This is a genomic window from Pedobacter sp. G11, assembly GCF_003860265.1.
Lineage (GTDB): Bacteria > Bacteroidota > Bacteroidia > Sphingobacteriales > Sphingobacteriaceae > Pedobacter > Pedobacter agri.
Window position 1 is genome coordinate 83,544 of the sequence record NZ_CP034190.1, and the last position, 25,943, is coordinate 109,486.

Annotated in this window: 19 protein-coding genes; 6 read left to right on the plus strand and 13 right to left on the minus strand. The window is 37.0% G+C overall.

The annotated features are described in order from the left end of the window. Nucleotides 1-19 precede the first annotated feature (19 nt). On the minus strand, nt 20-817 hold the full coding sequence (locus EA772_RS00350) for an outer membrane beta-barrel protein (RefSeq protein WP_010599486.1): 798 nt from the start codon (nt 815-817) through the stop codon (nt 20-22). Further along, nucleotides 814-1,545 (minus strand): bifunctional demethylmenaquinone methyltransferase/2-methoxy-6-polyprenyl-1,4-benzoquinol methylase UbiE, encoded by a 732-nt coding sequence (gene ubiE, locus EA772_RS00355; protein ID WP_210405061.1) that lies wholly within the window; start codon nt 1,543-1,545, stop codon nt 814-816. The genes EA772_RS00350 and ubiE overlap by 4 nt, the downstream gene beginning before the upstream one ends. A 169-nt stretch (nt 1,546-1,714) precedes the next feature. On the opposite strand from ubiE, the gene yihA reads away from it, so the two are divergent. The 4 genes from yihA to eno all read left to right on the plus strand — a co-directional run bounded on the left by yihA (nt 1,715) and on the right by eno (nt 6,964). Further along, nucleotides 1,715-2,338, plus strand: a complete 624-nt coding sequence (gene yihA / locus EA772_RS00360; RefSeq protein WP_124910756.1) for a ribosome biogenesis GTP-binding protein YihA/YsxC — start codon at nt 1,715-1,717, stop codon at nt 2,336-2,338. Between the two features lie 228 nt (nt 2,339-2,566). After that, entirely contained in the window at nt 2,567-3,424 is an 858-nt protein-coding gene (locus EA772_RS00365; RefSeq protein WP_124910757.1) for a UbiA-like polyprenyltransferase, read from the plus strand. 154 nt (nt 3,425-3,578) lie between these two features. After that, the gene (locus EA772_RS00370; protein WP_124910758.1) at nt 3,579-5,285 is read left to right on the plus strand and encodes a M3 family oligoendopeptidase; all 1,707 of its coding nucleotides are present in this window, start codon (nt 3,579-3,581) and stop codon (nt 5,283-5,285) included. A gap of 383 nt (nt 5,286-5,668) precedes the next feature. Next, on the plus strand, nt 5,669-6,964 hold the full coding sequence (gene eno / locus EA772_RS00375) for a phosphopyruvate hydratase (protein ID WP_116170781.1): 1,296 nt from the start codon (nt 5,669-5,671) through the stop codon (nt 6,962-6,964). A gap of 169 nt (nt 6,965-7,133) precedes the next feature. On the opposite strand, the gene EA772_RS00380 is transcribed toward eno, so the two are convergent. The 6 genes from EA772_RS00380 to EA772_RS00405 all read right to left on the minus strand — a co-directional run bounded on the left by EA772_RS00380 (nt 7,134) and on the right by EA772_RS00405 (nt 18,080). Further along, nucleotides 7,134-9,308 carry an alpha-N-acetylglucosaminidase gene (locus EA772_RS00380; RefSeq protein ID WP_210405062.1) on the minus strand — a complete coding sequence of 725 codons (2,175 nt, stop codon included), beginning with the start codon at nt 9,306-9,308 and terminating at the stop codon, nt 7,134-7,136. A gap of 94 nt (nt 9,309-9,402) precedes the next feature. Continuing rightward, nucleotides 9,403-10,986: a discoidin domain-containing protein gene (locus EA772_RS00385; RefSeq protein ID WP_124910759.1), complete on the minus strand. Its 1,584-nt coding sequence runs from the start codon at nt 10,984-10,986 to the stop codon at nt 9,403-9,405. An 87-nt stretch (nt 10,987-11,073) separates the two neighbouring features. Next, nucleotides 11,074-12,720 carry a RagB/SusD family nutrient uptake outer membrane protein gene (locus EA772_RS00390; protein WP_124910760.1) on the minus strand — a complete coding sequence of 549 codons (1,647 nt, stop codon included), beginning with the start codon at nt 12,718-12,720 and terminating at the stop codon, nt 11,074-11,076. A gap of 18 nt (nt 12,721-12,738) precedes the next feature. Continuing rightward, nucleotides 12,739-16,005: a TonB-dependent receptor gene (locus tag EA772_RS00395; RefSeq protein WP_168187446.1), complete on the minus strand. Its 3,267-nt coding sequence runs from the start codon at nt 16,003-16,005 to the stop codon at nt 12,739-12,741. Between the two features lie 199 nt (nt 16,006-16,204). Further along, complete coding sequence (locus EA772_RS00400) at nt 16,205-17,356, minus strand: FecR family protein (protein ID WP_124910762.1); 1,152 nt, start codon at nt 17,354-17,356, stop codon at nt 16,205-16,207. 145 nt (nt 17,357-17,501) lie between these two features. Beyond that, on the minus strand, nt 17,502-18,080 hold the full coding sequence (locus tag EA772_RS00405) for an RNA polymerase sigma factor (protein ID WP_124910763.1): 579 nt from the start codon (nt 18,078-18,080) through the stop codon (nt 17,502-17,504). A gap of 105 nt (nt 18,081-18,185) precedes the next feature. Between EA772_RS00405 and EA772_RS00410 the strand changes: the two genes are divergently transcribed. Continuing rightward, entirely contained in the window at nt 18,186-18,485 is a 300-nt protein-coding gene (locus tag EA772_RS00410; protein ID WP_010599472.1) for a septum formation initiator family protein, read from the plus strand. 54 nt (nt 18,486-18,539) lie between these two features. Here the strand turns inward: EA772_RS00410 and EA772_RS00415 are convergent, their stop codons facing one another. Beyond that, nucleotides 18,540-19,160 carry a trimeric intracellular cation channel family protein gene (locus EA772_RS00415; RefSeq protein WP_124910764.1) on the minus strand — a complete coding sequence of 207 codons (621 nt, stop codon included), beginning with the start codon at nt 19,158-19,160 and terminating at the stop codon, nt 18,540-18,542. Continuing rightward, on the minus strand, nt 19,147-21,231 hold the full coding sequence (locus EA772_RS00420; RefSeq protein WP_124910765.1) for a hypothetical protein: 2,085 nt from the start codon (nt 21,229-21,231) through the stop codon (nt 19,147-19,149). Before EA772_RS00420 ends, EA772_RS00415 begins: the two co-directional genes overlap by 14 nt. 221 nt (nt 21,232-21,452) lie before the next feature. Between EA772_RS00420 and EA772_RS00425 the strand changes: the two genes are divergently transcribed. Continuing rightward, nucleotides 21,453-22,184: a murein L,D-transpeptidase family protein gene (locus EA772_RS00425; RefSeq protein ID WP_029204059.1), complete on the plus strand. Its 732-nt coding sequence runs from the start codon at nt 21,453-21,455 to the stop codon at nt 22,182-22,184. Nucleotides 22,185-22,270: 86 nt separating this feature from the next. On the opposite strand, the gene fabG is transcribed toward EA772_RS00425, so the two are convergent. The 3 genes from fabG to EA772_RS00440 form a co-directional block, all read right to left on the minus strand. Then, the gene (fabG, locus tag EA772_RS00430; protein WP_010599469.1) at nt 22,271-23,014 is read right to left on the minus strand and encodes a 3-oxoacyl-[acyl-carrier-protein] reductase; all 744 of its coding nucleotides are present in this window, start codon (nt 23,012-23,014) and stop codon (nt 22,271-22,273) included. Nucleotides 23,015-23,142: 128 nt separating this feature from the next. Further along, nucleotides 23,143-24,219: an agmatine/peptidylarginine deiminase gene (locus tag EA772_RS00435; protein WP_124910766.1), complete on the minus strand. Its 1,077-nt coding sequence runs from the start codon at nt 24,217-24,219 to the stop codon at nt 23,143-23,145. Between the two features lie 188 nt (nt 24,220-24,407). After that, nucleotides 24,408-25,283 carry a carbon-nitrogen hydrolase gene (locus EA772_RS00440; protein WP_124910767.1) on the minus strand — a complete coding sequence of 292 codons (876 nt, stop codon included), beginning with the start codon at nt 25,281-25,283 and terminating at the stop codon, nt 24,408-24,410. Nucleotides 25,284-25,943 lie beyond the last annotated feature (660 nt).

Below are 25,943 nucleotides of genomic sequence, written 5' to 3' on the forward strand. Positions count from 1 at the left end.
GTTTTTTTGAATTGTACGGCTATTGAAAAATTAAACTGAACGTTAATTGACGTAATTTTAACTTATCAATCGGATTTGCATAAACGGTATTATCATGCTGAAGGAGGTCATTGGTAGAATACGCCAGCTTGATTTCAGGCGACATTTTGAAATATTCGAAAAATAAGTCAAATCCGATTCCGGTTTCGTAAGAAAGGTAATTCCGTCTGTTCTTTAAAAATTTATTTATCGGTGTTTCACCTTCGTCAAAGAACTTTTTCTTTGAAGCAATATCAATAGAATATTTGGCGCCACCTAACCAATAAGCCCGAAAATTATTCATTCTATTAGACTTCACTTTTAACCCTAAAGGGAATTCGAACATGGTAGCCTGAACCTTTTTATCGATAACGCTTTGAAAATTTTTCACTTGACCGTTCCCCACCGTGATCGACTCCATCGGTAAATATTCATAAGTGACCACCCGATCACTAAAAATTAATGAAGGTGTAGCCCTGATATCAAAATTTTCAGCTATCCTCCTGTTCATCACGAAACCTAAACCAAAACCCTGCGAAGGTTTACTGGAAATGGAATTTAATGCACTGGTGACCGGCAAACCAGAATTCGAATCGTAAGAAACTTCTAACGAGTTTGGGACCTCATAAAAAGGTGAGCGCCAGTTATCTTTTTTAAGAATTTTATATTCTGCAGAGATATATTGAAAATTAAACCCGAAGCTCCAATCTTCATCATCTATCCCTCCTCCCCAGTTTTGGGCAAAAGTTAATGTTGACAAAGTACACAACGAAAGAATCAGGCTTATTTTTTTTATCATTTAGTACCGACGTATATTGAACTTATTCCAAACGTTAAAATTCTTTGTTTGGTACTTTTGAAACCAACTTTATCCATCAACCCCGTAAAATCCTTTCCATCAGGGAAAGCGGCAACCGATTCTGGTAAATAAGTGTAGGCCCGGGCATCTTTAGAAAAAAGTTTCCCGAAGAATGGGGTTACATATAAAAAGTAAAAGTTGTAAAGCTGTTTAACAGGAAAAACCCTTGGCTTCGAAAACTCCAGAATAACCATTTTGCCGCCAGGTTTTAATACGCGGTACATGTCGGCCAAACCTTTTTCAAGATTTTCGAAGTTACGAACACCGTAGGCACAGGTTATTGCATCAAAAGAATTGGTTTCAAAATGCAAGCCCTCTGAATCGCCTACCTGAACGGTAAAAACTTCATTTAAACTACGTTCGTTAATTTTTTTCTTCGCTACTTCGAGCATTCCTTCAGAAATATCAACGCCGATTACTTTCTCCGGATGAAGTTTTTTAATTGCTTCGAAAGCAAAATCGCCGGTTCCGGTAGCCACATCAAGCAAATTCCTGGGTTGGATTGAAACAAGTTCTTTGATCGCCATTTTACGCCATAAAACGTCTATCCCAAGAGAAAGAAAATGGTTTAAAAAATCGTAAGTACCTGAAATGTTATTAAACATCGTTGCAACCTGTTCTTTTTTGGTTGCATCTTCTACTTGATATGGAGTGATATTCTGATTCATGATATGTGGCAAAGATAGGGAAAAAGTCGTGAGTCTTTCGCCTGGAGTCCGAAGTCAGCAGCATCAAAACGCATTCGGCAATTTAAACTTTACATTTCCACGAGAATATGCAATTTAGACGACCGACTTCCTTCTTCGCACTTCCGACTCAAAACCCTACCTTTGCAATATGGTTATCAAAACGGCAACATTTGTTTGCAGCAACACCCAGATTTCGGCATTACCGCCCCCAACTATGCCCGAGTATGCTTTTATTGGCCGCTCTAACGTTGGAAAATCTTCACTAATTAACATGTTGGTTAATCAGCATGGATTAGCAAAAACTTCTCAACGCCCTGGCAAAACACAATTGATTAATCATTTTTTAGTAAATGAAAAATGGTATATCGTAGATTTACCTGGTTATGGTTACGCCAAAGTTTCTAAAACAAGCAGAGAGAAATGGGAAAAGTTTATTCGGGCTTACATTACCAAAAGAGAAAGTTTGCAATGTGTTTTTGTGCTAATTGACAGCAGATTAGATCCGCAGCAGATAGATATTGAGTTTTGTTACTGGCTTGGAGAGAAACAAATTCCTTTTTCGCTGATTTTTACAAAAGCTGATAAACAAGGGATGACAACTACACAAAAAAACGTAGCCGCTTTTAAGAAAAAACTAGGTGAATTTTTTGAGGAAATTCCGGCTACATTTATTACATCAGCAGAAAAAGGAAATGGGAAAGATGATGTTTTAAATTTTATCACTGAAGTAAACCAGGATTTCGTTCTCCCAACAGATTATAAGAAATTTTAAATGTTTATTTGTTTTTGGTCATTAGTTCATTGATCAATGCGTTATAGTTTAATAATACAAGACTATTAGATCATTGCTTAAACTTGAAAGTGTATGATTTAGCTGCTAATTAAATTTAAAGCATGATTTTTCTGCCCTTGCAGCTATCATCCATGACCGATCAAACCATTGTTCCAATTAACACAATTAACCAGTTAACCGATTTGTATAGTTAACCCTTTCTCATCAATGAAAAAATACTTTTCACTCGTATTATTCGCTCACTCAGTTTTTGCTTTACCGTTTGCCATGATTGGATTTTTCCTGGGTGTAACCACTACTGAAAATCCCTTCTCCTGGTATAAGTTAATTTTGGTTCTGCTATGCATGGTTTTCGCAAGAAATTCTGCCATGGCGTTTAACCGCTACCTTGATCGAAATATTGATGCCAAAAATCCACGTACAAAAATGCGTGATATTCCGGCTGGAAAAGTTTCGGCTAAAGAGGCATTGATATTTGTAATTGTTAACTGCGTACTTTTTTCTGTAGCCACCTATTTCATTAATCCACTTTGTTTTTATTTATCGCCAGTAGCATTATTTGTTGTATTATTTTATAGCTATACCAAAAGATTTACGGCACTTTGCCACTTGGTTTTAGGTTTAGGATTATCACTAGCCCCTATTGGCGCCTACATTGCAGTTACCGGTCATTTTGCTTTGGTTCCGGTATTATATTCTTTAACCGTATTATTTTGGGTGAGTGGATTTGATATTATTTATGCCCTGCAGGATGAAGATTTCGACCGTGAGGAAAAATTACATTCTATCCCTTCAACTCTTGGCATTAAAAATGCACTTCATGTGTCGGTTTTGCTCCATATTTTATCGGCAGCTTGCGTTATTTTACCCGTATTTTTCACCGAGTTTAGCTGGGTTTATTATGTCGGAATTGTATTTTTCTGCTCGATGCTGGTATATCAACACCTGCTTGTAAAACCAAACGATATTAGTAAAGTTAACAGAGCCTTTCAAACCTTAAATGGCTATGCATCGGTAGTATTTGCCATTTGCTTTTTGATTGATGCTTATATTAGAACGAAATAAATAATAGCATATGAACAAGGTTTGAATGAGTAAATTGTGAATGAGCGGATATTGTACCGAACGGTTCATTCACACAATAATTAAATATAGATTTTAGATATTTTTAGATTATTCCTTCAATTACTCATGCTCGCATGCAACAAATAAAGAAACCATGATTATAGAAAAAAAGACCAGAAAATATATCCCTCATAACCTAACCATCACATGGGAAAGCCTTGAGCCACTGTTTAGCGAATTGCAAAGCCGCGAAATTAACAATGTGGATGAATTGGAACAATGGCTGAAAGATCGTTCTGAACTGGAAGCTGCCCTGGAAGAAGATTTCGCCTGGAGATATATCAAAATGAGCTGCGACACGGCGAATGAAGAATTGGTTAAAAACTTCCAGTATTTCGCTGAAGAAATTGAGCCGAAAATTTCCCCTCTATCGAACGAGCTGAATAAAAAATTTGTCGAAAGTCCGTTTATGGATGATCTGGATAAAGAAAAGTTTTTCGTTTACAGCAGAGCGATTAAAAAGGCTTTGGAAATTTACCGTGAGGAAAATATTGAGCTATTTACACAATTGCAGGTGAAACAGCAAAAATACCAAAGTATCACTGGTGCCATGAGTGTGGAAATCAACGGACAGGAATATACACTTGAACAGGCATCAATATTCATTAAAGATTTAAATCGCGAAGTTCGCGAAAATGCCTGGAAAACTATTCAACAGCGTCGTTTGATTGATAAGGATGACTTAAACATTTTGTTTGATGAACTGATTAAATTACGGAATCAGGTAGCGCTAAATGCCGGTTTTGAAAACTATCGTGATTATATGTTCCAGGCTTTGGGTCGTTTTGATTATACGCCTCAGGATTGTTATGATTTTGCTAATGCCATTGAAAAGGAAATTGTTCCCATTTTAAAAGAACAAGCTGAAAAACGCCGTGAGGCTTTGGGTTTAGAAACTCTAAAGCCTTGGGATTTGGAAGTGAGTGTAAGCGGTAAACCAGCTTTAAAACCTTTCAATAATGGCGAAGAATTAATTGATAAAAGTATTGCTTGTTTTAATGCGATTGATGAAAAACTTGGGCTAAAGTTAGCTACAATGAAGGCGAATAATCTTTTTGACGTAGAAAGCCGGAAAGGAAAAGCGCCGGGTGGATATAATTATCCATTGGCAGAAACCGGAGCACCTTTCATATTTATGAATTCAGCCAATTCTCTTCGCGATTTAACAACCATGGTTCACGAAGGTGGTCATGCGATTCATACTTTTCTTACCGCCAATTTAGAATTAAATGATTTTAAGCATTGCCCGTCAGAGGTAGCTGAACTGGCTTCAATGAGTATGGAATTGATCTCAATGGATAATTGGGATGTCTATTTCGATAATGAAGAAGATTTAATTCGTGCAAAGAAAGAACAACTGGCCGATGTTTTAAAAACATTGCCTTGGGTTGCCGTAATCGATCAGTTTCAACATTGGATTTATACCAATCCGGACCATACCGCAGCAGACCGAGAAGAAACTTTTAAACAGATTTACAACCGTTTTGGAGCAGGCTTTGCCGACTGGAACGGATTGGAACAACAATTTGGCAATGTATGGCAAAAACAACTTCACTTATTTGAAGTGCCATTTTATTATATTGAATACGCCATTGCACAATTAGGTGCTATCGCGGTTTGGAAAAATTATAAAGAAAATCCTTCAAAGGCATTAGATCAATATTTAGCGGCACTATCATTGGGTTACACGAAACCAATGAATGAAATTTACGAAACGGCAGGAATCAAATTTGATTTTAGTGCAGATTATGTGAAAGAACTGGCCGAATTTGTAAAAGCAGAACTAGAGAAATTGAATTAGCGGCAATCGGGCTGCCTGACAATAACTTTTTAATCTAAGTCGTAGTTTACCAACTACGGCTTTTTTGTTGCCATTAACTTGTTACAATAAATATTCTCAGCAAAATCCGATTATGTTTAAAACCGATGCGATATACCTAACTGAAAATCAGCAAAAAATAGTTTTTGGCTAAGCTTTATTTTTGATCAGATTAACATCGCCAATAAGTTCTTTAAATACTTTTTATGCAAAATTTTAGGACTCCAAAACGATAAAGTTACGATCGTAACATTAACCGTTAAAACACTTTATTTATTTAAAAAATATACTAACTTTGAAGTTAAGCTTAGTAATTGTACTTTGTACACTAAGCAGGTTAAAAAAATCAACAAAAATCAAATAAAATGAGCATAATTGTTAATGTCCATGCGAGACAAATCCTCGACTCGAGAGGAAATCCAACAATAGAAGTAGAAGTAGTAACCGAAGCAGGTGCTTTTGGTCGTGCAGCTGTACCAAGCGGTGCATCTACCGGTCAATATGAAGCCGTTGAATTGCGTGATGGTGATAAATCTACATATTTAGGTAAAGGCGTTTTAAAAGCGGTTGAAAATGTAAATACTAAAATTGCTACTGCTCTAAGAGGTATCGATGTTTTTGAACAAAACGCAATTGATAAATTAATGTTGGAACTTGATGGTACTGAAAACAAAGGTAACTTAGGTGCCAATGCAATTTTAGGTGTTTCTTTAGCCGTTGCTAAAGCTGCTGCTGATGAGATTGGCCAGCCTTTATACCGTTACATTGGTGGTGTTAACGCGAATACCTTGCCAATTCCAATGATGAACATCATCAATGGTGGTTCTCACTCTGATGCCCCTATCGCATTCCAGGAGTTTATGATTATGCCTGTTGGTGCACCGTCTTTCTCTGAGGCTTTACGTTGGGGAACTGAAGTTTTCCATAGCTTAAAGAAAATTCTTCACGATAGAGGTTTATCTACTGCTGTGGGTGATGAAGGTGGTTTCGCTCCTACTTTTGATGGTACTGAAGATGCAATTGAAACAGTATTGAAAGCAATTGAAACGGCTGGTTACAAACCGGGTTCTCAAATCTGTTTAGCTTTAGATTGTGCTTCATCTGAGTTTTACAAAGATGGTAAATACGATTATACTAAATTTGAAGGTGCTACTGGTGTAATTCGTTCTAGCGAAGAGCAAGCACAATATTTAGCTGACCTTTCTGCAAAATATCCAATTATTTCTATTGAGGATGGTATGGATGAAAACGACTGGACAGGCTGGAAAAGCTTAACTGATAAAGTTGGCGACCGTGTTCAATTGGTAGGTGACGATTTATTTGTAACTAACGTTACGCGTTTACAACGTGGTATTGATGAGGCTACTGCAAACTCAATCCTGGTAAAAGTAAATCAAATCGGTTCTTTAACTGAAACCATTAACGCGGTTACTTTAGCACAAAACAGTGGTTATACTTCGGTAATGAGTCACCGTTCTGGCGAAACTGAAGATGTTACGATTGCAGATTTAGCGGTTGCATTGAACTGTGGTCAAATCAAAACTGGTTCAGCTTCACGTTCTGACAGGATTGCAAAATACAATCAATTATTACGTATTGAAGAAGAATTAGGCGAGAATGCTCGTTTCATCGGTTCTAAATTCAAATACGCGAAGAAATAATTTTCGATTTAATTTATAAAAAATGCCGCTTAAATATTTAAGCGGCATTTTTTGTTTTATGCTATTTCGTCATTGCGAGCAAGAAGCAATCTTGTGAAGGTAACATGAAGATGTTGGTTAAAAAAAGGGATGATCAGACAAGTTAAATCAACACCCCAAATCACTATACCTACTCCAATATGCTTCTCTGTATAGCCAATAATTTACTTTGTTTTAATTTTTTAATAGGATATAGATTTGAATCTTTTGACCATTCAACTTCCATATCGTAGAAAGTACTGGCCGGCGTGATCTTATCATTCAGGGCATCATCTATAAAAAGCTTCCAGCGGTTGTAATATAAAGATGATAATAAACCTCCCCATTCTTTGTGTGCATAATCTCTCAACGTTGTTTTTGGATTATTATCCGGACCCCAAAAAGTAATCTGCGCTTTTGCATTAAACAAAATATTCTTTGCATCCGGCAAGCCTTTCCCCAATGCTACTGCTTGGTTTAGCCATCTGTTCAAAGTGAAAAAATGATTATTGTTGAGCAAACTATCTTGCTGCAAAATCATGGTTAGAAAATGGTTACCTTTCTCTTTTATCGCATTTTTGTCTTTCGCCTGAATGGCATTAATCAATTCGTCGTAAGCTTGATCGCCTTTATCGGCCATTACTTGTCTTAAAAAATCCGTTTTATCCGTTTGGTAAGTTTCAGAATTTTTAAATTGTGCTTCAGCTTTGATAAACAGCGCAACAGCTTGTTTAAAAAGTTTAGTATCGTAATTGCGTTTACGTGTACCCCACGATGATACCGGATTAACTTTTAACGATGGTCTTGCACAATAAATACTTTCTGATGGGCCCTCCTGATAAACAATTTTACCTTTTTCATTTACCGGACTACTGTAAACCGTTTCTGTAAACACTTTCCAGGCATCAGCAATATCTTTGTTGTAGCTTCCGTATCTGTAAGTGGTATAATCTGTAATCCATTTATCAAGTGAAGGTTTTTCGTTTCTCCAGGCAATATCCAACATTAAATCGTATGCTACAGGATTATTATTTATTCCTTCGGGGATAATGCCTACGCCTTTTAGGTAATCTTTATACGGGCTTTGCTTAATTCTATAAACTTCATCTAAGAAACGTTGCAAACGACCATATAAGCCATTCTTTTCTCCAAAATTACTCACGTTAGACCAAATGAAATTTGTACCTCCATAACCTTTTCGCTGCTCCCAGTTAGAAGTATTTTCACCGAAAAGTTCTATTATTAAAGTGTTTTCTTTTTTTAAACCAGCCAGTAGTGCATCTGCCGGATTGTTTTGCCATCCCTGCAACACCCAGGTACTGTTTGGAAAGTTCTTCTGCATTACATCCTGAACGCTTTTCGCCACAGCAGTAATATCCACTCCGCCCTTTTTACCTCCTTCGTGAAAAGGTTCTCCACCGAAAAATTTGATATCACTTCCGTAAAGTTTTTTCAGTTCGCTATAATAAACGTCAGCTACGGTATTAAACTTATCATTCGTTGGAGCTAAAATAGCCGGACGGATAAACTCCGTGAACACCCAATTACCTTGGTCAATAATTTGTGCATCTTTTAGTGCGGCAACCTTTTTATTCAAATCATGTGGCACCATGCCATAAAAGCCTTGCAGAATCGGGTCAATTTCCAATTCTTTCATTCTGGAAAGCACCTTTTTCTGAATATTTGATTGCAGCTGCATCAATTGCAAACTGTTTGTTCCTCCCCATCCTTCTAAATTTCCCATCAACCACCAGGCTGTAAATGCCGGACCAGGAATAAATGCTTTTGCATCGGCATCTGTATAACCCAGTTTAATTAAAGTATTGTACCAAACGAGTTCAGTGCCCATTGGCGCCAGCATTATATTTACGCCGTTTAACGCCATCCAATCTAATTCTTTCTCCCAATCTTCCCATCTGTAAAAACTAAACGAATAATTAATGGTGCAATAATTTAAGGCATAACGGTATTGAAAAGGAGAGCTAATTTTTACCTTATCTTTAATTACCGGTAATTTTGATACCGGCGAAAGATTATTTCCCAAATGAGATAAACTTCTATTGCAATAGTATTTTAAGTACCAGCCCAATCCTTGTGCAGCAGCATTTGCATTTGTTGCAGCTATGAAAACTTCTTTCCCGTCAGAACTGAGTTCAAAAACATCTTTTTCACTGGAAACAAGTTTAGATAATTTTAGGGATTTTGCTAACCAAGGCACTCTTCGCTCTGCGATAGACTTAACCGAATTGAAGTCTTGAGCCTTAATAGTGGAAGAGCCAATGAGCAATAGGATTACAAATAATAATCTTCTTTTATAAATAATCATGTGTATAGAAAAGTTGAACTATAAAATACTTTTGAAGTAGTTTTAAGAAAGGAGCACAAAAAATAATGACGCTCCTTTCTATTTTAAGGGACTATTAGTACAAATTAACTTCCGACAAGGAAGCGAATTTCTCACCCAAATAATCATTTAACGAAACAATTTTTATATAATTAAAAGTTTTAGCACCATTAAATGAAAAGTATTGAACACCATTTAACGCCATTGTTCCGTTATATACGGTAGTCCAATTGGTTCCATCATTACTGGTTTCAATTCTAAAATCTTTTATTTTGCCTGCACCTGCCTGCGTATCTTGCCGGGTATTAATAGACAAGCCATTAGCTGTCACCGCTGAAGCTCCCGTTTTTATCGTGATAAAATGCGGATGGAGCTGAGCATTATCCCACGAGGTATGCCAATAGGTATTTGCATTGCCATCCAAAACATTTGTTGCAGCAAAACTTCCCTGAGCTGTAGAAAAGCCACTGATGGTCCAACCTGTTCTAGCCAGAAGTGTGCGGTCTCCAAAATCAATTACAGGAATATTATCAGCAAATTTATAAGCATAACTTGTACTCGTATTTGTGCCGTTTTCATGATGAAAAAAGATTTGCAAGGTATAATTACTATTACCTTTTTTTATGAATTCTGATACCGGCATCTTTACACTGAACGAATTATCGGCACCAGGCTTGGTGGTAAAAGTAATCGATGCATAACCATCAGGGTCAGAACTTTCAATATTTCTAAACGTGATGTGGCTGGCTGGGTTGCTAGATGTATATTTTCCTGAAACGATAATTTCGCCGTTTAAGTACTTGGCATCGATTTCGGTAACTTTAGAAGTTACGGCACCATAAAATGTTTTCACCTCTTTGCTAAAAATCTGACAATTATTAAGTGTAGCCGCATCGAAGTAACTCAAAAACGTGGGCGATTTTCCATAAGTGTAATTACCAGACCCCATTAATGTCATCCCGAAAGCTGGATTTGCAGCTTGAGATGCGCTAGGTCCGTTATGCGGCAAGTTAATTCCGTGGCCTAACTCGTGCAACATACCGCCAATGTAAACAGTAGCCTTGTCTCCAACACTACCTGGTTTTCCTAAGTTTTCATATTTTAAACCTGGAAAATCTACGGCATAACACCAACGGCCTACTCCATAATAAGGTATTGCATGTGTATCGGTTTCGCCTTCATCATACTTTTTATTTGATGCCGTTAGCACCAGGTAATGTTCACTTTTTAACTCTTGTGGGTTTTGTTGGAAATAGGCTTTAACCAAAGTTTCAATTGCAGGATAATTTGCATAGGCATCACTATTTAGAGGAGCTTTAATTAAGTGAATTTTTACACGTGTGTTTTCTGCATTTTTTAATAACCCAAAAGATTTTTCGCCAAAGCCCCAGCTTTTCATCCCATTTGATATAAACTTTTGGCCTTCAATTAAAATTTTGCTAATCCTTTCCTCATAATCAGCGTTAGCTATTACATTGTTTGGCACAAAATATACCACATTTAAGTTATAGGCATAATCAGATTTGTAGACAATATTACCAGTAACGGGAGGCGAAACCGGAGGAATAATCGGATTATCTTCACCTGTGCCTTTTTTACAGGCGAAAGTGGTTAATATAATGATGATGACTATATAGAATAGGTTATAATTTCTTTTCATAACGATGAATTAAAAATTAGTAAATCTTTAAAAAAGGGCCGTTTCAATGATGGAAACGGCCCCAATGGCATGAATTTGTTTTGAATATTACCAACCTGGTGTTTGCGTGAAACCCGGATTTTTACCAACCAGTTTATCTATTTCAGATTGTGGAACAGGCATTAGGTAATGTTTCGAAGCATCGAACACTCTGTTTTGCGATTGAAAGTATGTAAAGGTCGTATCTGTAGCACCGGCAATCGTATAGTTTACGCCAAAAACAGGCTTGTTATCAACAATCTCTGCAATTTTCCAGCGTCTCACATCCCAAAAGCGATGACCTTCAAACACCAATTCAATTCTTCTTTCATGTCTAATCACTTCTCTCATTTGCGCTTGCGATAAACCAGCTGGAATGTTAGGCATTCCTGCTCTGGCTCTGATGGCATTGATGGCATTGTAAACATTCAAATCAGCGCCAACAGCTTCATTTTGTGCTTCGGCATAATTCAGGTATAATTCTGCCAATCTGAATAATGAAAATGATTTGTTTGAACCCCCAGCACCAGTTGATAATGTCAAACCTTCTGTCATATACTTCCTCCACCAGTAATTAGTTCCTGGTTCTGCTGCGTTATCTTTATCGTTACTGTAAATGTTGATGGTACGGTTTTTCCATCTTGCACCTGGATGTAAAATTGTGGCGTAAAACCTAGGGTCTCTATCCTTATAAGGGTGTTTTGGATCCCAACCAGAACCGGCAGCTTTAATTGGCACACCTGTTTTCATTTCATAATCATCAACCAAATCTTGTATCGGACCGCTGTTAGTCCAGCCACTATAACCTAATGGTTGCATTACCTGGTCAATACCAGAACTGCCGGTACCAGTTCCCATATTTCTTCCCCATATAATTTCGTTATTGGCATAGCTTAGAAATACATCTGCATATTTAGGCAACAAAGCATATCCGTTTGCTAAGGCCATATCTAATGCTTGTTTAGAAACTGTCGCTGCATTCTGCCATCTACCCAGTTCATTATTAGGATTTGATAACTTACTTGCGTAATACAAATTAAGTCTTGATTTAATAGCCATGCATATTGTTTTGGTGGCTCTACCCCATAAACCATTGCTGCTATGTTTTTCTGGTAAAAGCGTCATGGCCTCATCCAGGTCTTTTGTTATGGTGGCAACAACTACAGGTAAATCACTTCGCTCTAAAAAAACACCATCACCATCAGTAGCCGGGGCCAATGGAGCGGTCATCAAAGGAATTTTACCCCATCCGCGATATAACATAAAATGATAATAGCCTCTTAACATTAAAGCCTCACCTTTTAATCGGGTACGCCTTGATGGGTCGTTTGGATCTTCAGGCACTAAATCATAGTTAGCCAAAAAGGTATTGATGGAGCGTATTTTTTCGTAAGCGCTATTCCAATCTAAACTCAGTGGAGAAAAGTTACTCGGATTCCAGGAGCCCGTGTTAAAAAGGATGGCTCCGTTAGACCATCTTTGTTTCGATTCATCTGTCATGGCCGAGGTTACATAAGAAGTACCTGTACCATAATTCCAGGAGCCTATATAGGTATAAAAGTTATTTACAAAAAGCTCCGTGTTGGTGATGTTTCCAAAAACTTCCTTTTCACTGATGTAATCACTAGGTACCTGATCTAAGAAGCTTTTTTTGCAAGATGAAAATAGCACAGCAAATAAAACTGTAGTTACTATGCAGAATTTAATTTTTTTCATTTGATAAAGTATTAATGATTAAAATGACATCGATAAACCTAAATTGTAAATTTTCTGGGTTGGATAAATTGCTGTTCCATTCGCTACCTGCTCTGGGTCAAAATCATCATAAGGCAACTTATCCCAGGTAAATAGGTTTAAGCCGGAGAAGAAAACCCTTAAATTGTTGATTTTAATTCTGCTTAATAATGTTTTTGGCAGATTATAACCTAGCTCAATGTTTTTCAGTTTTAAATAATCAGAAGAATAAATAAAGAAAGAGTTAATCTGACTGTTGTTTAGTCCACCTGCTAATGAGTAATGTACTAATGGATAGGTCGCAGTCGCCGCGGTTTCTGGTGTCCAGATATCTGCCAATCGGTTAGGTCCTAGATAAGGTACATAGGTTTTTCCTCCTAACGTTCCCTGAAACAATACACTAAAATCAATGCCTTTGTATGATGCTCCAAGCGATACCCCAAAAACATTTGTAGGGAAATTTACGATCTGAAGTGCTACACGGTCATTTTCGTTAATGATACCATCATTATTCATATCTGTATAGCGGATATCTCCTGGTTTTACGGCTCCGGCAAATGTTTGCTTAGGTGCACCGTTTATTTCCGCCTGATTATTGAATAATCCGGTTGCAACATAACCCAACTGGTAACCAACAGGTAAATTGGTTAACGATTGATATGGATAGGCCAGATTTGGTTCATCTCTTTCAACAATTTTATTTTTGTTATAAGTCCAGTTAACATATCCGAACAAATTAAGCTTATCGATATTGGTATTGAAATTTACCGAACCTTCAAAACCTTTGTTGATTACCCTACCTACATTTACGCGTGGAGGGTTATTAATTCCTAGATAAGATGGTATGGTTAAAGGAACCGACAATATATTTGTCCTGTCATCTCTAAAAACATCAAACTCAAATTTTAAATGACTATCAAAGAAACCCGATTCTAAACCAAAGTTGATTTTTTGAGCACGCTCCCATGTAATGTTCGGATTACCAATTCTTGAAGATATGTATCCGCCTGGATTAGCAGGTGTCGTACCAAAATCAAAACCCCCACTGCGGGCATAATCACTAATGAATAACCATCTATCTACAACAGAATTAATGTCGGAGCTGTATTTATCGTTACCCACATAACCAAATGATCCTCTTAATTTTAATAAGTTAACCGTTTTCGATTTGTACCATGGCTCTGCTGAAATTAACCAACCAGCAGATACTGCCGGGAAAACGCCAAATCTGTTTCCTTTAGGGAAATTTTCTGAACCGTTATAACCAATATTAAATTCGCCGAAATATTTAGAGTCGTAATTATACGCTACCCTGCCTACATAACCTTCGTAAACTGAAGGTAATGCGTTTGAACGGGAGTTGTAATTTCTATTAAATAACAACAAGCCCGTAAAGTTATTTTTTCCAAAATCGCGGTTATAATTCAACTGTGCATTATAAGTAAAATAACGTGTTGAAGCAGTACCATAAGCACGCGATAACGATGAAGCCTCGCTGAAACGCGTGTAGGTTTCGGCGCCACTTACCGGATCTTTGCGATATCTAAAGGAATCAAATTGTTGGTACTGTGCATAATTACTTTCAGCATAGTTTTCAAAAGAGTACAATGCTTTAATGCTCAAGCCCTTTGTGATGAAATCCAGTTTATGGCTTGCCTCAATAGTTCCGTTTGTGCTATTGAAGTAATTGTCATAATAACCACTTTCTTTTAGCGCACCTAATGGATTTCTAATATCAGAAGCAGTTATTCTACCTGCAGCATAAGTACCGTTCGGGTTATACACTGGTGTAACATAGTTAGGAATAAGATTTACCCAGTTGAAAATAGTTGCATAACCTGGACCAGGGCCAGTTCTGTTTTCTAAACGAGAGGCTAAATCAACCCGAAGATTAAGCATTTCGGTTGCTTTAATATCAATGTTCGACCTAAAATTATAGCGATCGTATTTCTGTTTTACTCCATACTTATTATCGTTTGCATCTTTAAATAAAGTTCCTTGATTTAAATAACCTAACGAGGCGAAATACTTCACGTTTTCATTACCGCCGCTTATATTGGTGTTATATTGTTGTTGAGGCGTATATTTCTCAAAAATTACATCGTTCCAATCTACATCCGGATAGGTATATGGATCGTTTTGATTTCCGAAGAGCTCAATCTCTTTGGCTGTCCAGATTGGATTTAAACCATCATTTTGAGCGCCTATATTATCTAAAGTAGCCCGTTGAACACTATTAAATTTTTCAGGAAGACGTTGAGGGGTTTGTAAACCGTAGTTAGCATTGAAGCTGATATTTGTTTTACCCACATTTCCTCTTTTAGTAGTAACTAAGATTACACCATTTGCACCTTGTATACCATAAAGTGAAGTTGCTGCTGCATCTTTTAAAATACTAATCGAAGCAACCTCGTTTACATCAATGTCACCAAAGTTGGCATCGCCTCTTGGCAAACCGTCTATTACAATAAGCGGTGATCTGTTTGCGCCGTAAGTTCCAATACCTCTGATATAAATTGTTGATGCATCAGCACCTGGAATGCCCGAAGATTGAATGCTGGTTAAACCTGGTAAACGGCCAGCCAATGCATTACTCAAGTTAGCAACCGGACTTTGTTTAAGTTCTCTCGTTTGAATAGTGGAAATAGATGCCGTAACACTTACTTTTTTCTGTGTTTGGCCATAAGCCGAAACTACAACTTCTTCCAAACTGCCTGATTCTGCAATTAATTGTATGAGCAGATCAGTTTTACCATTTACTTTCACTTCCTGGGTGACATAACTGATGAAAGATACCTGAAGAATAGCATCATCGCTTACATTTTTAATTGAAAATTTTCCATCATTATCGGTCACCACTGCCACGTTTGTGCCCTTTACCTTTACCGTGGCGCCAGGTAGGCCACTATTTGTCTCATCAATTACCTTCCCCTTAATATCAACAGCTGCAGCATTTACAGCAGGAGAAGACGACACTTTATCTCGTACCACAATCGAATTCGTTTCAATTGAATAATTAAAGGGTTGGTTCAGAAAACATTTATTTAAGGCTTCCTGTAAGGTAACATCACGTAGATTGATATTAAAAATTTTAGCTTTTTTAATTTTTGCAGAATTGTATAATACATCATAGCCACTTTGGTCACCGATTGCAATGAGTGCTTTCTCAAGTGTTGTATTTTTTTCTGTTAAAGTTATTCGCTGTCCAAATGACGTTGCCCCTACAGATGTAAGAAAAGTGAACAAGAATATTGCAGTTAGCTTCATAGTTAACAAAATTTTGCCCTTCGCATAGGAATCCCTATACAATTTAAAATTGTTAAATTTCATATATTTGTTTTTGGTTAGTTGAGATGCTTACAGCACCAGTTTGAATAGTTGTTTGTTCTCATTTTTAACGAAGCCATTTAGCCGGAAGTGTTGGTAGCACTTTCGGTTTGCTTAAGCTACTGTTAGTTGTAAATTTTTACGGCATAACCACTACCCTCCTTCCAGTTACTTTAAATTTAACATCTCCAGTTCTGCTTAGCATATTCAGGGTTTCTTTTAGATTTTTTTTCTTCGATATTTTTCCTCCAAATTCAACCCCGGTAAAATCGCCTTCATAAGAAACTTCTATATCGTACCAGCGGGCAATTTTTCGAAGTACTGATTTAATATCTGTATGCGAAAAATTAAACCTCCCATTAATCCAATCAATAGATTGATTCACGTCAGCTTGATGAACACTTAAACTTTTGTCTGTAAAAATTGCGGCTTCACCAGGTTTTAAGAGGGCCGACTGCATTTTATTCGGTGTACGCACTTTCACACTTCCCGTTAATAAAGTTGTTTTAACCTGATCTTCATCAGCATAAGCATTAATGTTAAAATGGGTTCCTAAAACTTCAACTGATTGTTTGTTCGTTTCAACTACAAAAGGCTTCTGTGCCTGATGTGCTACTTCAAAATATCCCTCACCTGTAAGTTTTACATTTCTTTGTGGGCCAATAAAATCGCTCGGAAATGTTAATGATGATGCCGAGTTTAACCAAACTTTAGTTCCGTCTGATAATACAACTTTAAAAAAACCGCCTACAGGTACTTCTATTACATTAAGTTGCTGAGGACCGCTGGTTTCTGCAATACCATCAGCAAATGAAACCTCATCAACCTGGATTTTACTGGCACTTGAGCTACCGAAAGCCGTTAGTTTTCCTGTTCTCACAGCTGTCAAATCGATACTTTTACCATTACCCAGGCGAAGTATAGCTTTGTTTCCTCCTGGAAGAATTTTGCTGGCATAATCAACAGCACCTTGCTGAACCTTGAGGTTTTTTTCCTGAAAAAAATAATATGCCAATGAAATGATTGCTAAAACCGAAGCTATTTTTAACCAGTTTGGAAATAGTTTAACTGTTTGCTTTGGAGTGCTAGCCTTACTTTCTTCAATAGCATCTATTTCGTGATTAATTTTGGAAAGCAAGGCTTGTTCGCTCACAGTATCATGTGGGTACGCTTCATTTTCTGTATGGCCAGAGAGTTTATCGTAATATTTATCAATGAGATAAACCTCATCCTCAGTCGCCTGGTTTCGCAGATATTTATCGATTAAGATTTTAAATTGGTCTTTTTTCATGGTAGATATATATAAGTACCAAAAACATGGCTACACCCTACGCTTATTATCAAATAATTTGAAAAAAATAATTATTAGGGATGCATTTGCCATTACACAAAATGACAACACACTAATAATCAGGAATGTAAATTAATCGGGATGATTAATTAAATACATGTTCAACCAGTATTAAAAGGCATAAATTTAAACTTAGCCCTGCCTTAATATTTTTAAGAGCGAGCGACATTTTCTTTTCTACCGTTTTTTCAGAAATACCCAACTGAAGTGCGATTTTCTTATAGGTTAAGTTATCAATTCTGCTCAAATTGAAAATGGTTCTGCAATCTTCCGGGAGATCATCTATTAAATGCTGAATAAGATGGCGCATTTCTTTAAAAACCAGCGGATCTTCAAAAACTAAATCACCTGTAATTTTAGCAAGCTTATCATAAAAATCTTCACTTACCTTATTCTCGCGAATGGCTTTGAGTACCGAGAACTTTACAGCCTGGTTTAAGTAAGCTTTTAAATTAGCAACTTTAACTTCGTTTCTTCTTTGCCAAAGTGATACGAACACCTCCTGAATAATATCCGCAGCTTCATCTTCATCATTTAGAATCCGACAGGCCTTTTGATGCAGCGTTCTCCAATAACGTAAATAAATCTCATCAAATGCAAGCCTATCTCCCTCGATTAAGGAGTCGCTAAGTTCTGAATCTGTAAACAAGGAATAATTCTGCATTTGGAACCCCAAAGTAACAAAATTATAACAAAACAATAAAATTCTACTACTTTTGAAAATGAGTTAAGTTAACAACTCATCATTGTTTTTTTTATATTTGTGAAAATGAAACGTTTAATAGACCTTTTCCGCAATAAATATTTCCTTGCAACCGCTGCCTTCGCTGTTTGGATGTTATTTTTCGACAAAAATGATATGATGTCTCAGTACGAGTATCGAAGCCAGGCGAATAAATTACAGGAGGAAAAGGAGTATTTTGAAAAAGAAACCGCCCAGGTTAAAAAGGATTTAAACGAGTTAAACACAAATTTAAATACTGCGGAAAAATTCGCCCGTGAGAAGTATTTCATGAAAAAAGATAATGAAGATGTCTTTGTGATCATTCATGAAGAGAAAAAAGATTAATAAGAATTTTTAGGATTGAAAGATTTCAAGAGTTAAAGTTTAAAATTTCGTTTTTTAATAATCAAACTTTGGTAGAGATAGCTTAAACTTCACCGCTACAATTCTCAACACAAAAATAAAAGCAACCACAGCAAGTTTTGCCACCACACTTTCAACATTAATTTCAATGAGCAGGTAGTACAGTAATCCACCTAAAATGCAGGCTGTAGCATAAATTTCTCGTCTAAATACCAGTGGAATCGTGTTTAGCAAAGTATCTCTTATAATTCCACCGAAGCAACCCGTAATTGTTCCTAAAGCAATGCAAATCCCGGGGTTTAAACCAAATGCCATACCTTTTAATATTCCAACCATTGTAAATAAGCCTAATCCAAGACTATCGAATAAGAACAGCGTAATTTTTAATTTCTGCACATGAGTTTTGAAAAACATTGTGCCCAATGCAGTAAACAAGACAATTAAGCAGGTTTGCATATCCCGCATCCACGCAACAGGTGTATCACCAAGCAATAAATCCCTAACGGTACCGCCACCTATTGCAGTTACAAATGCAATAATCAAAACGCCAAATGGGTCGAGTTTACGCTGCATGGCATTAAAAGTGCCGGAGATGGCAAAGGCAATGGTTCCTAAAACTTCAATTACCTCCGAAGTAGAAATATTATAATTCTCCATTGCGTTTACGTAAAAACCACTCAACCGAAAGTAAAGTTAAAATGAGTCCAAACAGCCATTTCATATTAATGAGTTCATCGTATTTACGGTCTTCATAACTAATGGTTTTGATATTCTCATTTTTCAGAATCTCATCAGCGATTTTCAGCAAATCGGACGGCATAAAAAGCTCTCCATTACTTTGTTTAGATATGGTATTGAGCAATTGATGGTTTGCGGTTGTTTGCTGATATTCGGCAATGAGTGCATTAACATAAAAACTTCCTGAAGCCGTAAATTTTTGTCCTCCTAAAACTGTATTGGCTACATATGAATAATTTCCGGCTTGCATGGTACCGGCATCTAGTTGGTAGCCATTTTCAGTTTTCGAAAACACATAACTGAATATTTTACCAGCCTCATTTTTAACCTGTAACTTCACCTCTGATTCGTTTACAGGTTGGTAACTTTCGTTGTATAATGTTGCGTTGAACTGGATTGATTCGTTTTCGTCGTAAGCTGACTTTGATGTAAAGACCTTAAATCTTCGCTTATCATCCTTAACCGAAAGATATTGGACAGTTTTTGAAATTAAATCATTTAAGGCGGATTGATCAGCTTCATTTTCGGCAACTGATAATTTCCAGCGCCACAAACCCTCTCCCATCAAGTAACCGTTTTTTAAACCATTTTCGTTTGTAAAAAATAATAGTGGCATTTGAGTATTTACCTTGCCGATACGCTGATTAAAAACTGCCGTGGCATTGGCATTTACAGTCAATCGGCCAAATGGCATCAATAGTGGGTCGACAGTTGCAAATTGTTTCTGATCCTCTTCTGATAGATTAAAGCTGGTGAAGCTATTGGCAAGATTTGGATAAACTTCCTGTACCGAACCATTCGCAGAGGCCAGGTTGACCTGATTTTGGATTTGATTAAATGCACTAACATTACTTTGCGCACCCAAAATATACCAGATAGGCTTTTTTAAAGCTCTTAACTTCCGAACAAATGAAGTTGAAATATTTTGAGCATCAGGGAGCTGATACAACACAATTAAATCAAATTTGGATGGGTCAGTAGCATTTAAATCATCTGCAAGAGCGAGTTTTGCCTCATAGTGTTTATTAAGTGAAATGGCTTCCTTCAGGACACTTAAATCCGGATGTGGCGCAGCGGCCGCCAACAATACTTTTTGTCGGCCATCAATTACTTCAACATAAAAAGTTTGGGTGTTATTTCTGGTCGTAATTTCGTTTTGCAGCGTACTCAACTGAACGGTATATTTTTGAACACCTATTTTACCTGCATGTAATTTTACAGGGACGGCTTTCACAAAAGAATTTCCGTTAATAGCCAGGCTTTGTTGCTGCACTTTGGTTCCATTCTGGCTAACTGTTAGTGTTGTATTCTCTGCATCACTTTGAAATGCCTGAACCTGAACTTCAATGGTAAAATCATCATCCAGATATACAATATTGTTATAATTTACATTAGCAATCAACACATCCCTTTTCGGAATGCTATCACCCAAAGCAATAGTATAAACTGGTGCATTAATCTGATTGATACTGTACAAAGGATTTCCGCCATGATTGAAAATGCCATCAGTTGCTAAAACGATTGCCCCAACATTTCTATTAGCATATTCATCTTTAACTTTTTGAAAAAATGAAGCTGCATCAGTCAGTCTTCCCAGGTTTTTAAAATCGAACCCATCGCCTACAGAATCGCCAAAATGATAAGCTTTTACTTCGTACTTATCTGAAAGTTTATCCTGTAGCGCTTTCAGATTTCGTTCGTATAATTTTTGGTTGAAACCAGCTGCCTTAACCTGACCAACGGAAAGAGAATTATCCTGCCCAATGATGATTACAGGCTTATCTAACGTATAGTTTAGTGTTTTGATTAATGGAGCAAATAACAACCAGGCAACAGCGGTGACAACAATTATTCTGAGTGCCGCTAAACTATATTGGAGTTTTTTGTCGAGGTTTTTATTTCTTCGATATAATAGCCAGGCGTACAAAATACCCAAAGCAAGGCAACCCAGAAAATACAAAATAGAAGTACCAGCAAAAAAGCTATCCATATTTTATAAAGATGCTAATTTTGTGTTTAACCGCAAAGAACGCAAACATTTTACGCAGAGAAAAGGCAGTAATAAGAAAGGTGCTACAAAGTTAGGCAGGAGATACAACTAAATGAGCGAAGGAGAATTGTAAAAATTGCAAAAACGTTTTGTGTTATCTGCGTCTATTGCATCTACAAACTTCTGTGGTTAAATTACTAGCTTTATCCAAAGCAAATTTCATGAAACTAATCTGTTTAACCTTTCTCTTATCCTTCAGCATCATGGCAAATGCACAAACACTAACGCATAATCAACTACAATTTGAGCGAGTTAAAAATGCTTACGATGAAAAATGGACTTCTCTTCGTGAAGTACTTTCAAAATTCAGTATTGGTCATAGTCCGTTAATGTTAATCAATGCCTATAAAGCAGAAAAAACTTTAGAAGTCTGGATGAAAAATCCAGGAGATAAGTTTTATCGGTTGATTAAAGTTTACGAATTTTGTGCAAGTTCTGGACTATTGGGTCCGAAGGTAATGGAGGGCGACAAACAAACGCCAGAGGGATTTTATTACATCAATGTTTTAAACCCAATGAGTAACTATCATTTATCGTTAGGGATTAACTATCCCAACCATGTTGATATAGAGCGGACAGGTAAACAGAATAGTCCGGGTGGGGATATCTACATCCACGGAAGTTGCGAAACGGTTGGCTGTATTCCCTTAACCGATGATAAAATTAAGGAACTTTATTTACTAGCCATTTTCTCTACTGATTTGAAGACAAAAAAAATTCCTGTAAATATTTATCCTTTCAAAATGACTGAGGAAAATATGAAGAAATATGCCATCCAGTTTCCGGCTCATGTTGATTTTTGGAAAACTTTGCAGCAGGGATATTTGGCATTTGAGAAAGATAAAAACGCCATAAATTTTAAGGTTGCCAAAGGAAAATATATTGTAAAATAGTTGGATTACTAAAAAGGTTGAAAAGTTGAAAGGTTTCAAAACTAAAACATTTCAACTTCCCAACCTTAAATCCTTACAATCTGCACCTACAGCATTCCGCCGCAAACAGAAAGTGTTTGTCCGGTTACATAGGCGCTCATATCTGATGCTAAGAACACACAAACATTAGCGATGTCTTCCGTTTCGCCAGCACGCTTTAATGGAATATCTTTTTCCCAACCCGCAACAACTGCAGGGTCTAAAACCTCAGTCATTTCTGTACGGATGAAACCTGGAGCAACAACATTAGCACGAATGTTTCTTGAACCTAATTCTTTAGCCACAGATTTGGTGAATCCAATGATTCCAGCTTTTGATGCAGCGTAGTTCGCTTGTCCGGCATTACCCTGAACACCAACCACTGAACTCATGTTAATGAAAACACCTTTACGGGCTTTCATCATCACTTTAGAAGCTGCTTTAGTTACGTTGAAAATAGATTTTAAGTTGATATTTATTACATCATCCCAGTTTTCTTCACTCATACGCATCAACAAACCATCTTTGGTAATACCTGCATTATTTACAACGATGTCTATTGTGCCAAACTCTGCAACAATATCATTGATTAATTGCTCTGCCTGGTCAAATTTAGATGCATCAGAACGGTAGCCTTTAACTTTTGTTCCAAAGCTTTGTAATTCTTGTTCTAATGCTTCGCCCTTTTCTACTGATGACAAATAGGTAAAAGCAACGTTAGCACCTTGCTCTGCAAATTTTTCAGCTATTTTACGACCAATACCTTTCGATGCACCAGTAATTAATGCTGTTTTTCCTTCTAGTAATTTCATTATGAAATGTTGTAAAGTTGAATATTTTAAGGGTGTAAAGTTAGTATAATTGGTTAACTGTTGAAATTGTTTAATCGCTTAATGCTGGCTAAAGCCCAAAACTGAAAACTTTAATTTTTAACTGCAAGCTAAACCGCTGGCTCCTGCTGACTCAAACAATGGAAACTTCCTAATCCCCAGATAATATCAACTGAATTTATTCCAACCACTTTTCTATCTGGAAAACAACCTTGTATAATATCTAAAGCTTTTTGGTCATTCACATCATTAAAAGTCGGCACAACAACTGCAGCATTAGCAATATAGAAATTAGCATAAGAAGCTGGCAGACGTGTATCTTCAAAAATTACCGGCGAAGGCATTGGTAATTCCACAATATTCAATGAGCGGCCATCTTTCAATTTCATGGCTTTTAATGCTTCCAAATTCTCCTGCAACAAAATGTAGTTTTCATCCAAAGGATTACTTTCTACAACTGTTAAAACAGTATCTTCATTTACAAAACGTGTAATATCGTCGATATGTCCATCCGTATCATCGCCCACAATCCCATCACCTAACCATAAAACCTGGTCTTGTCCATAATATTCAAGCAAATATTGTTCAATCTGCTCTATTGTTAAGTGTGGATTACGATTTTCATTCAGCAAACAAGATGTTGTCGTTAAAACCGTGCCAGCGCCATTAAATTCAACCGAACCACCTTCCATCACAATATCAGGAGTAAATAAAGGCAGGTCGAAATGTTTTGCGATTTTGGTTGGCACTACATCATCCAAATCAAAAGGAGGATATTTTCCACCCCAGGCATTGTAACCCCAATCTATTACCGCTTTTTCATTTCCTTTTAACACAAATGCGGGCCCATGGTCACGGCACCAGGCATCGTTGGTTTCGTTAAAATAAAATTCAATTTGCGATAAATCTGCATCAACTTTGTTTAATTCAGCAACTGCAAAAGCTTTCATTTCTTCATCTTTTACATTGATGCGAACCTTTTCGCCCTCGGCAACAACTTTAATAAATTCACAATAAGGCTTGTAAATCGTTTCAATTTTTCCCGGCCAGCTTGCTTCTTTATGTGGCCAGCTTAACCAGGTAGCCTCATGTTTTGCCCATTCTGCTGGAAAAGCATAACCTTGTTGCTTTGGAGAATAATCGAATTGGTTTAGATTTAACTCTTTTCTTGGAGGGAAATTTGACATATGTCTGTATTAGTACTGACGTTTTTACTTGGTCATTGCGAGGTACGAAGCAATCTATTTTGATTTATTGATTGAGATTGCTTCGTACCTCGCGATGACGAGCACATTATTATTTTGAAATTAATTATCTCTTAGCGAGAGACTATTTTAAAGATTTTGCTTTAAGCTTTGGTCTTCACCCTTTCAGCTTAGCCCTCATCAATATATCTTTTCGTAATCGGCTGGTAAGAATCAATTCTTCTGTCTCTTAAAAATGGCCAGTGTTTACGCATAAAATCGCTTTGGTCTAAATCCAATTCCACCACTTCAGTTTCCTCTTTGTCGTGTGATGCCAGATAAAGCAACTTACCCTGCGCATTCGTAGCGAAACTTCCACCCCAGAATTTCATCCTACCCTCTTGCTCAAAACCTACGCGGTTTACACTTACCACAGGAACGCCGTTTGCTACCGAATGTGAACGCTGAATCGTTTGCCAGGCATTATATTGGTCTTGGTTAGTTTCTTCATCTTGCGTAGTATCCCAACCAATCGCTGTCGGATAAAACATGATATCTGCACCCATTAAAGCTGTAATTCTTGAAGCTTCCGGATACCATTGGTCCCAACAAATTAAGATACCGATTTTCGCAAATTTGGTTTCAAAAACCTTATAGCCTAAATCGCCCGGAGTGAAGTAAAATTTTTCGTAATAGGCAGGGTCATCAGGTATATGCATTTTGCGGTATTTACCCAAGTACGAACCATCGGCATCTAAAACAGCAGTGGTGTTATGGTATAAACCTTCAGCACGTTTCTCAAATAACGAAGCAATCACAACTACGCCCAATTCCTTCGCTACCTCCTGCAAAGCATCGGTTGATGGACCAGGAATTTTTTCAGCTAAATCGAAATTATCGTAATCTTCAACATCGCAGAAATATAAAGAAGTAAAAAGCTCTTGCAAACACACAATTTGTGCACCTTTTGCTGCTGCTTCTCTTACTTTTACAATCGCTTTATCTAAATTTTCCTGCTTATCTTTAGTACAAGTCATTTGTACCAGGCCAACTTTTACTTTCTTCATGTTTATTGAAATGAGAGAATGAGAGAATGATTAAATGGTAGAATGTTATTGCTTGTACGCCATCCCCTCACTCAAAATTCGTTCATTCAAAATTTTCGTCAAAGTTACTATTTTGTTTAAAAGTAGAACGGCATAATTTTGTAATTGTTTTTTGGAAAGCAAATGCAGTAATCCTTATTAGCTGTTAGTCGGTCTATCCGTTAAATCTTTTTTTGCGATTGTCACACTGAGCCTGGCGAAGTACAACAAAAAAAGGATATCACTTCTATCCCGTTTAGAAAAGAATAGCTTTTGCTACTATTTTGGGTTGCAAATCGCCAAGACCACCAAAGGTTGTTATTTAAACCCGACGGCAGCGGAAATCCTTTTAAATGCAACAACATTGAATAGGCTATCATGCTGAGGCACGAAGCATCTGCAACCGATGAAACAGATACGTCGTAATCAGCATGACAGAAATTGTTTTTAAAAGATTGAAGCAATGGCGGGATTGTCGATACCAAAAAGAAAACTGCTTTTCAAACTAAATTTAGACACTCCATTTCCGTCTTTGCGAGTTCGATTTTTCTTCGATTGAAGCAATCTCATTAAAGTAATATTAATCTAAAAAGATTGCTTCGTGCCTCGCAATGACGAACGCTTCAAAACTTTACTCAAATT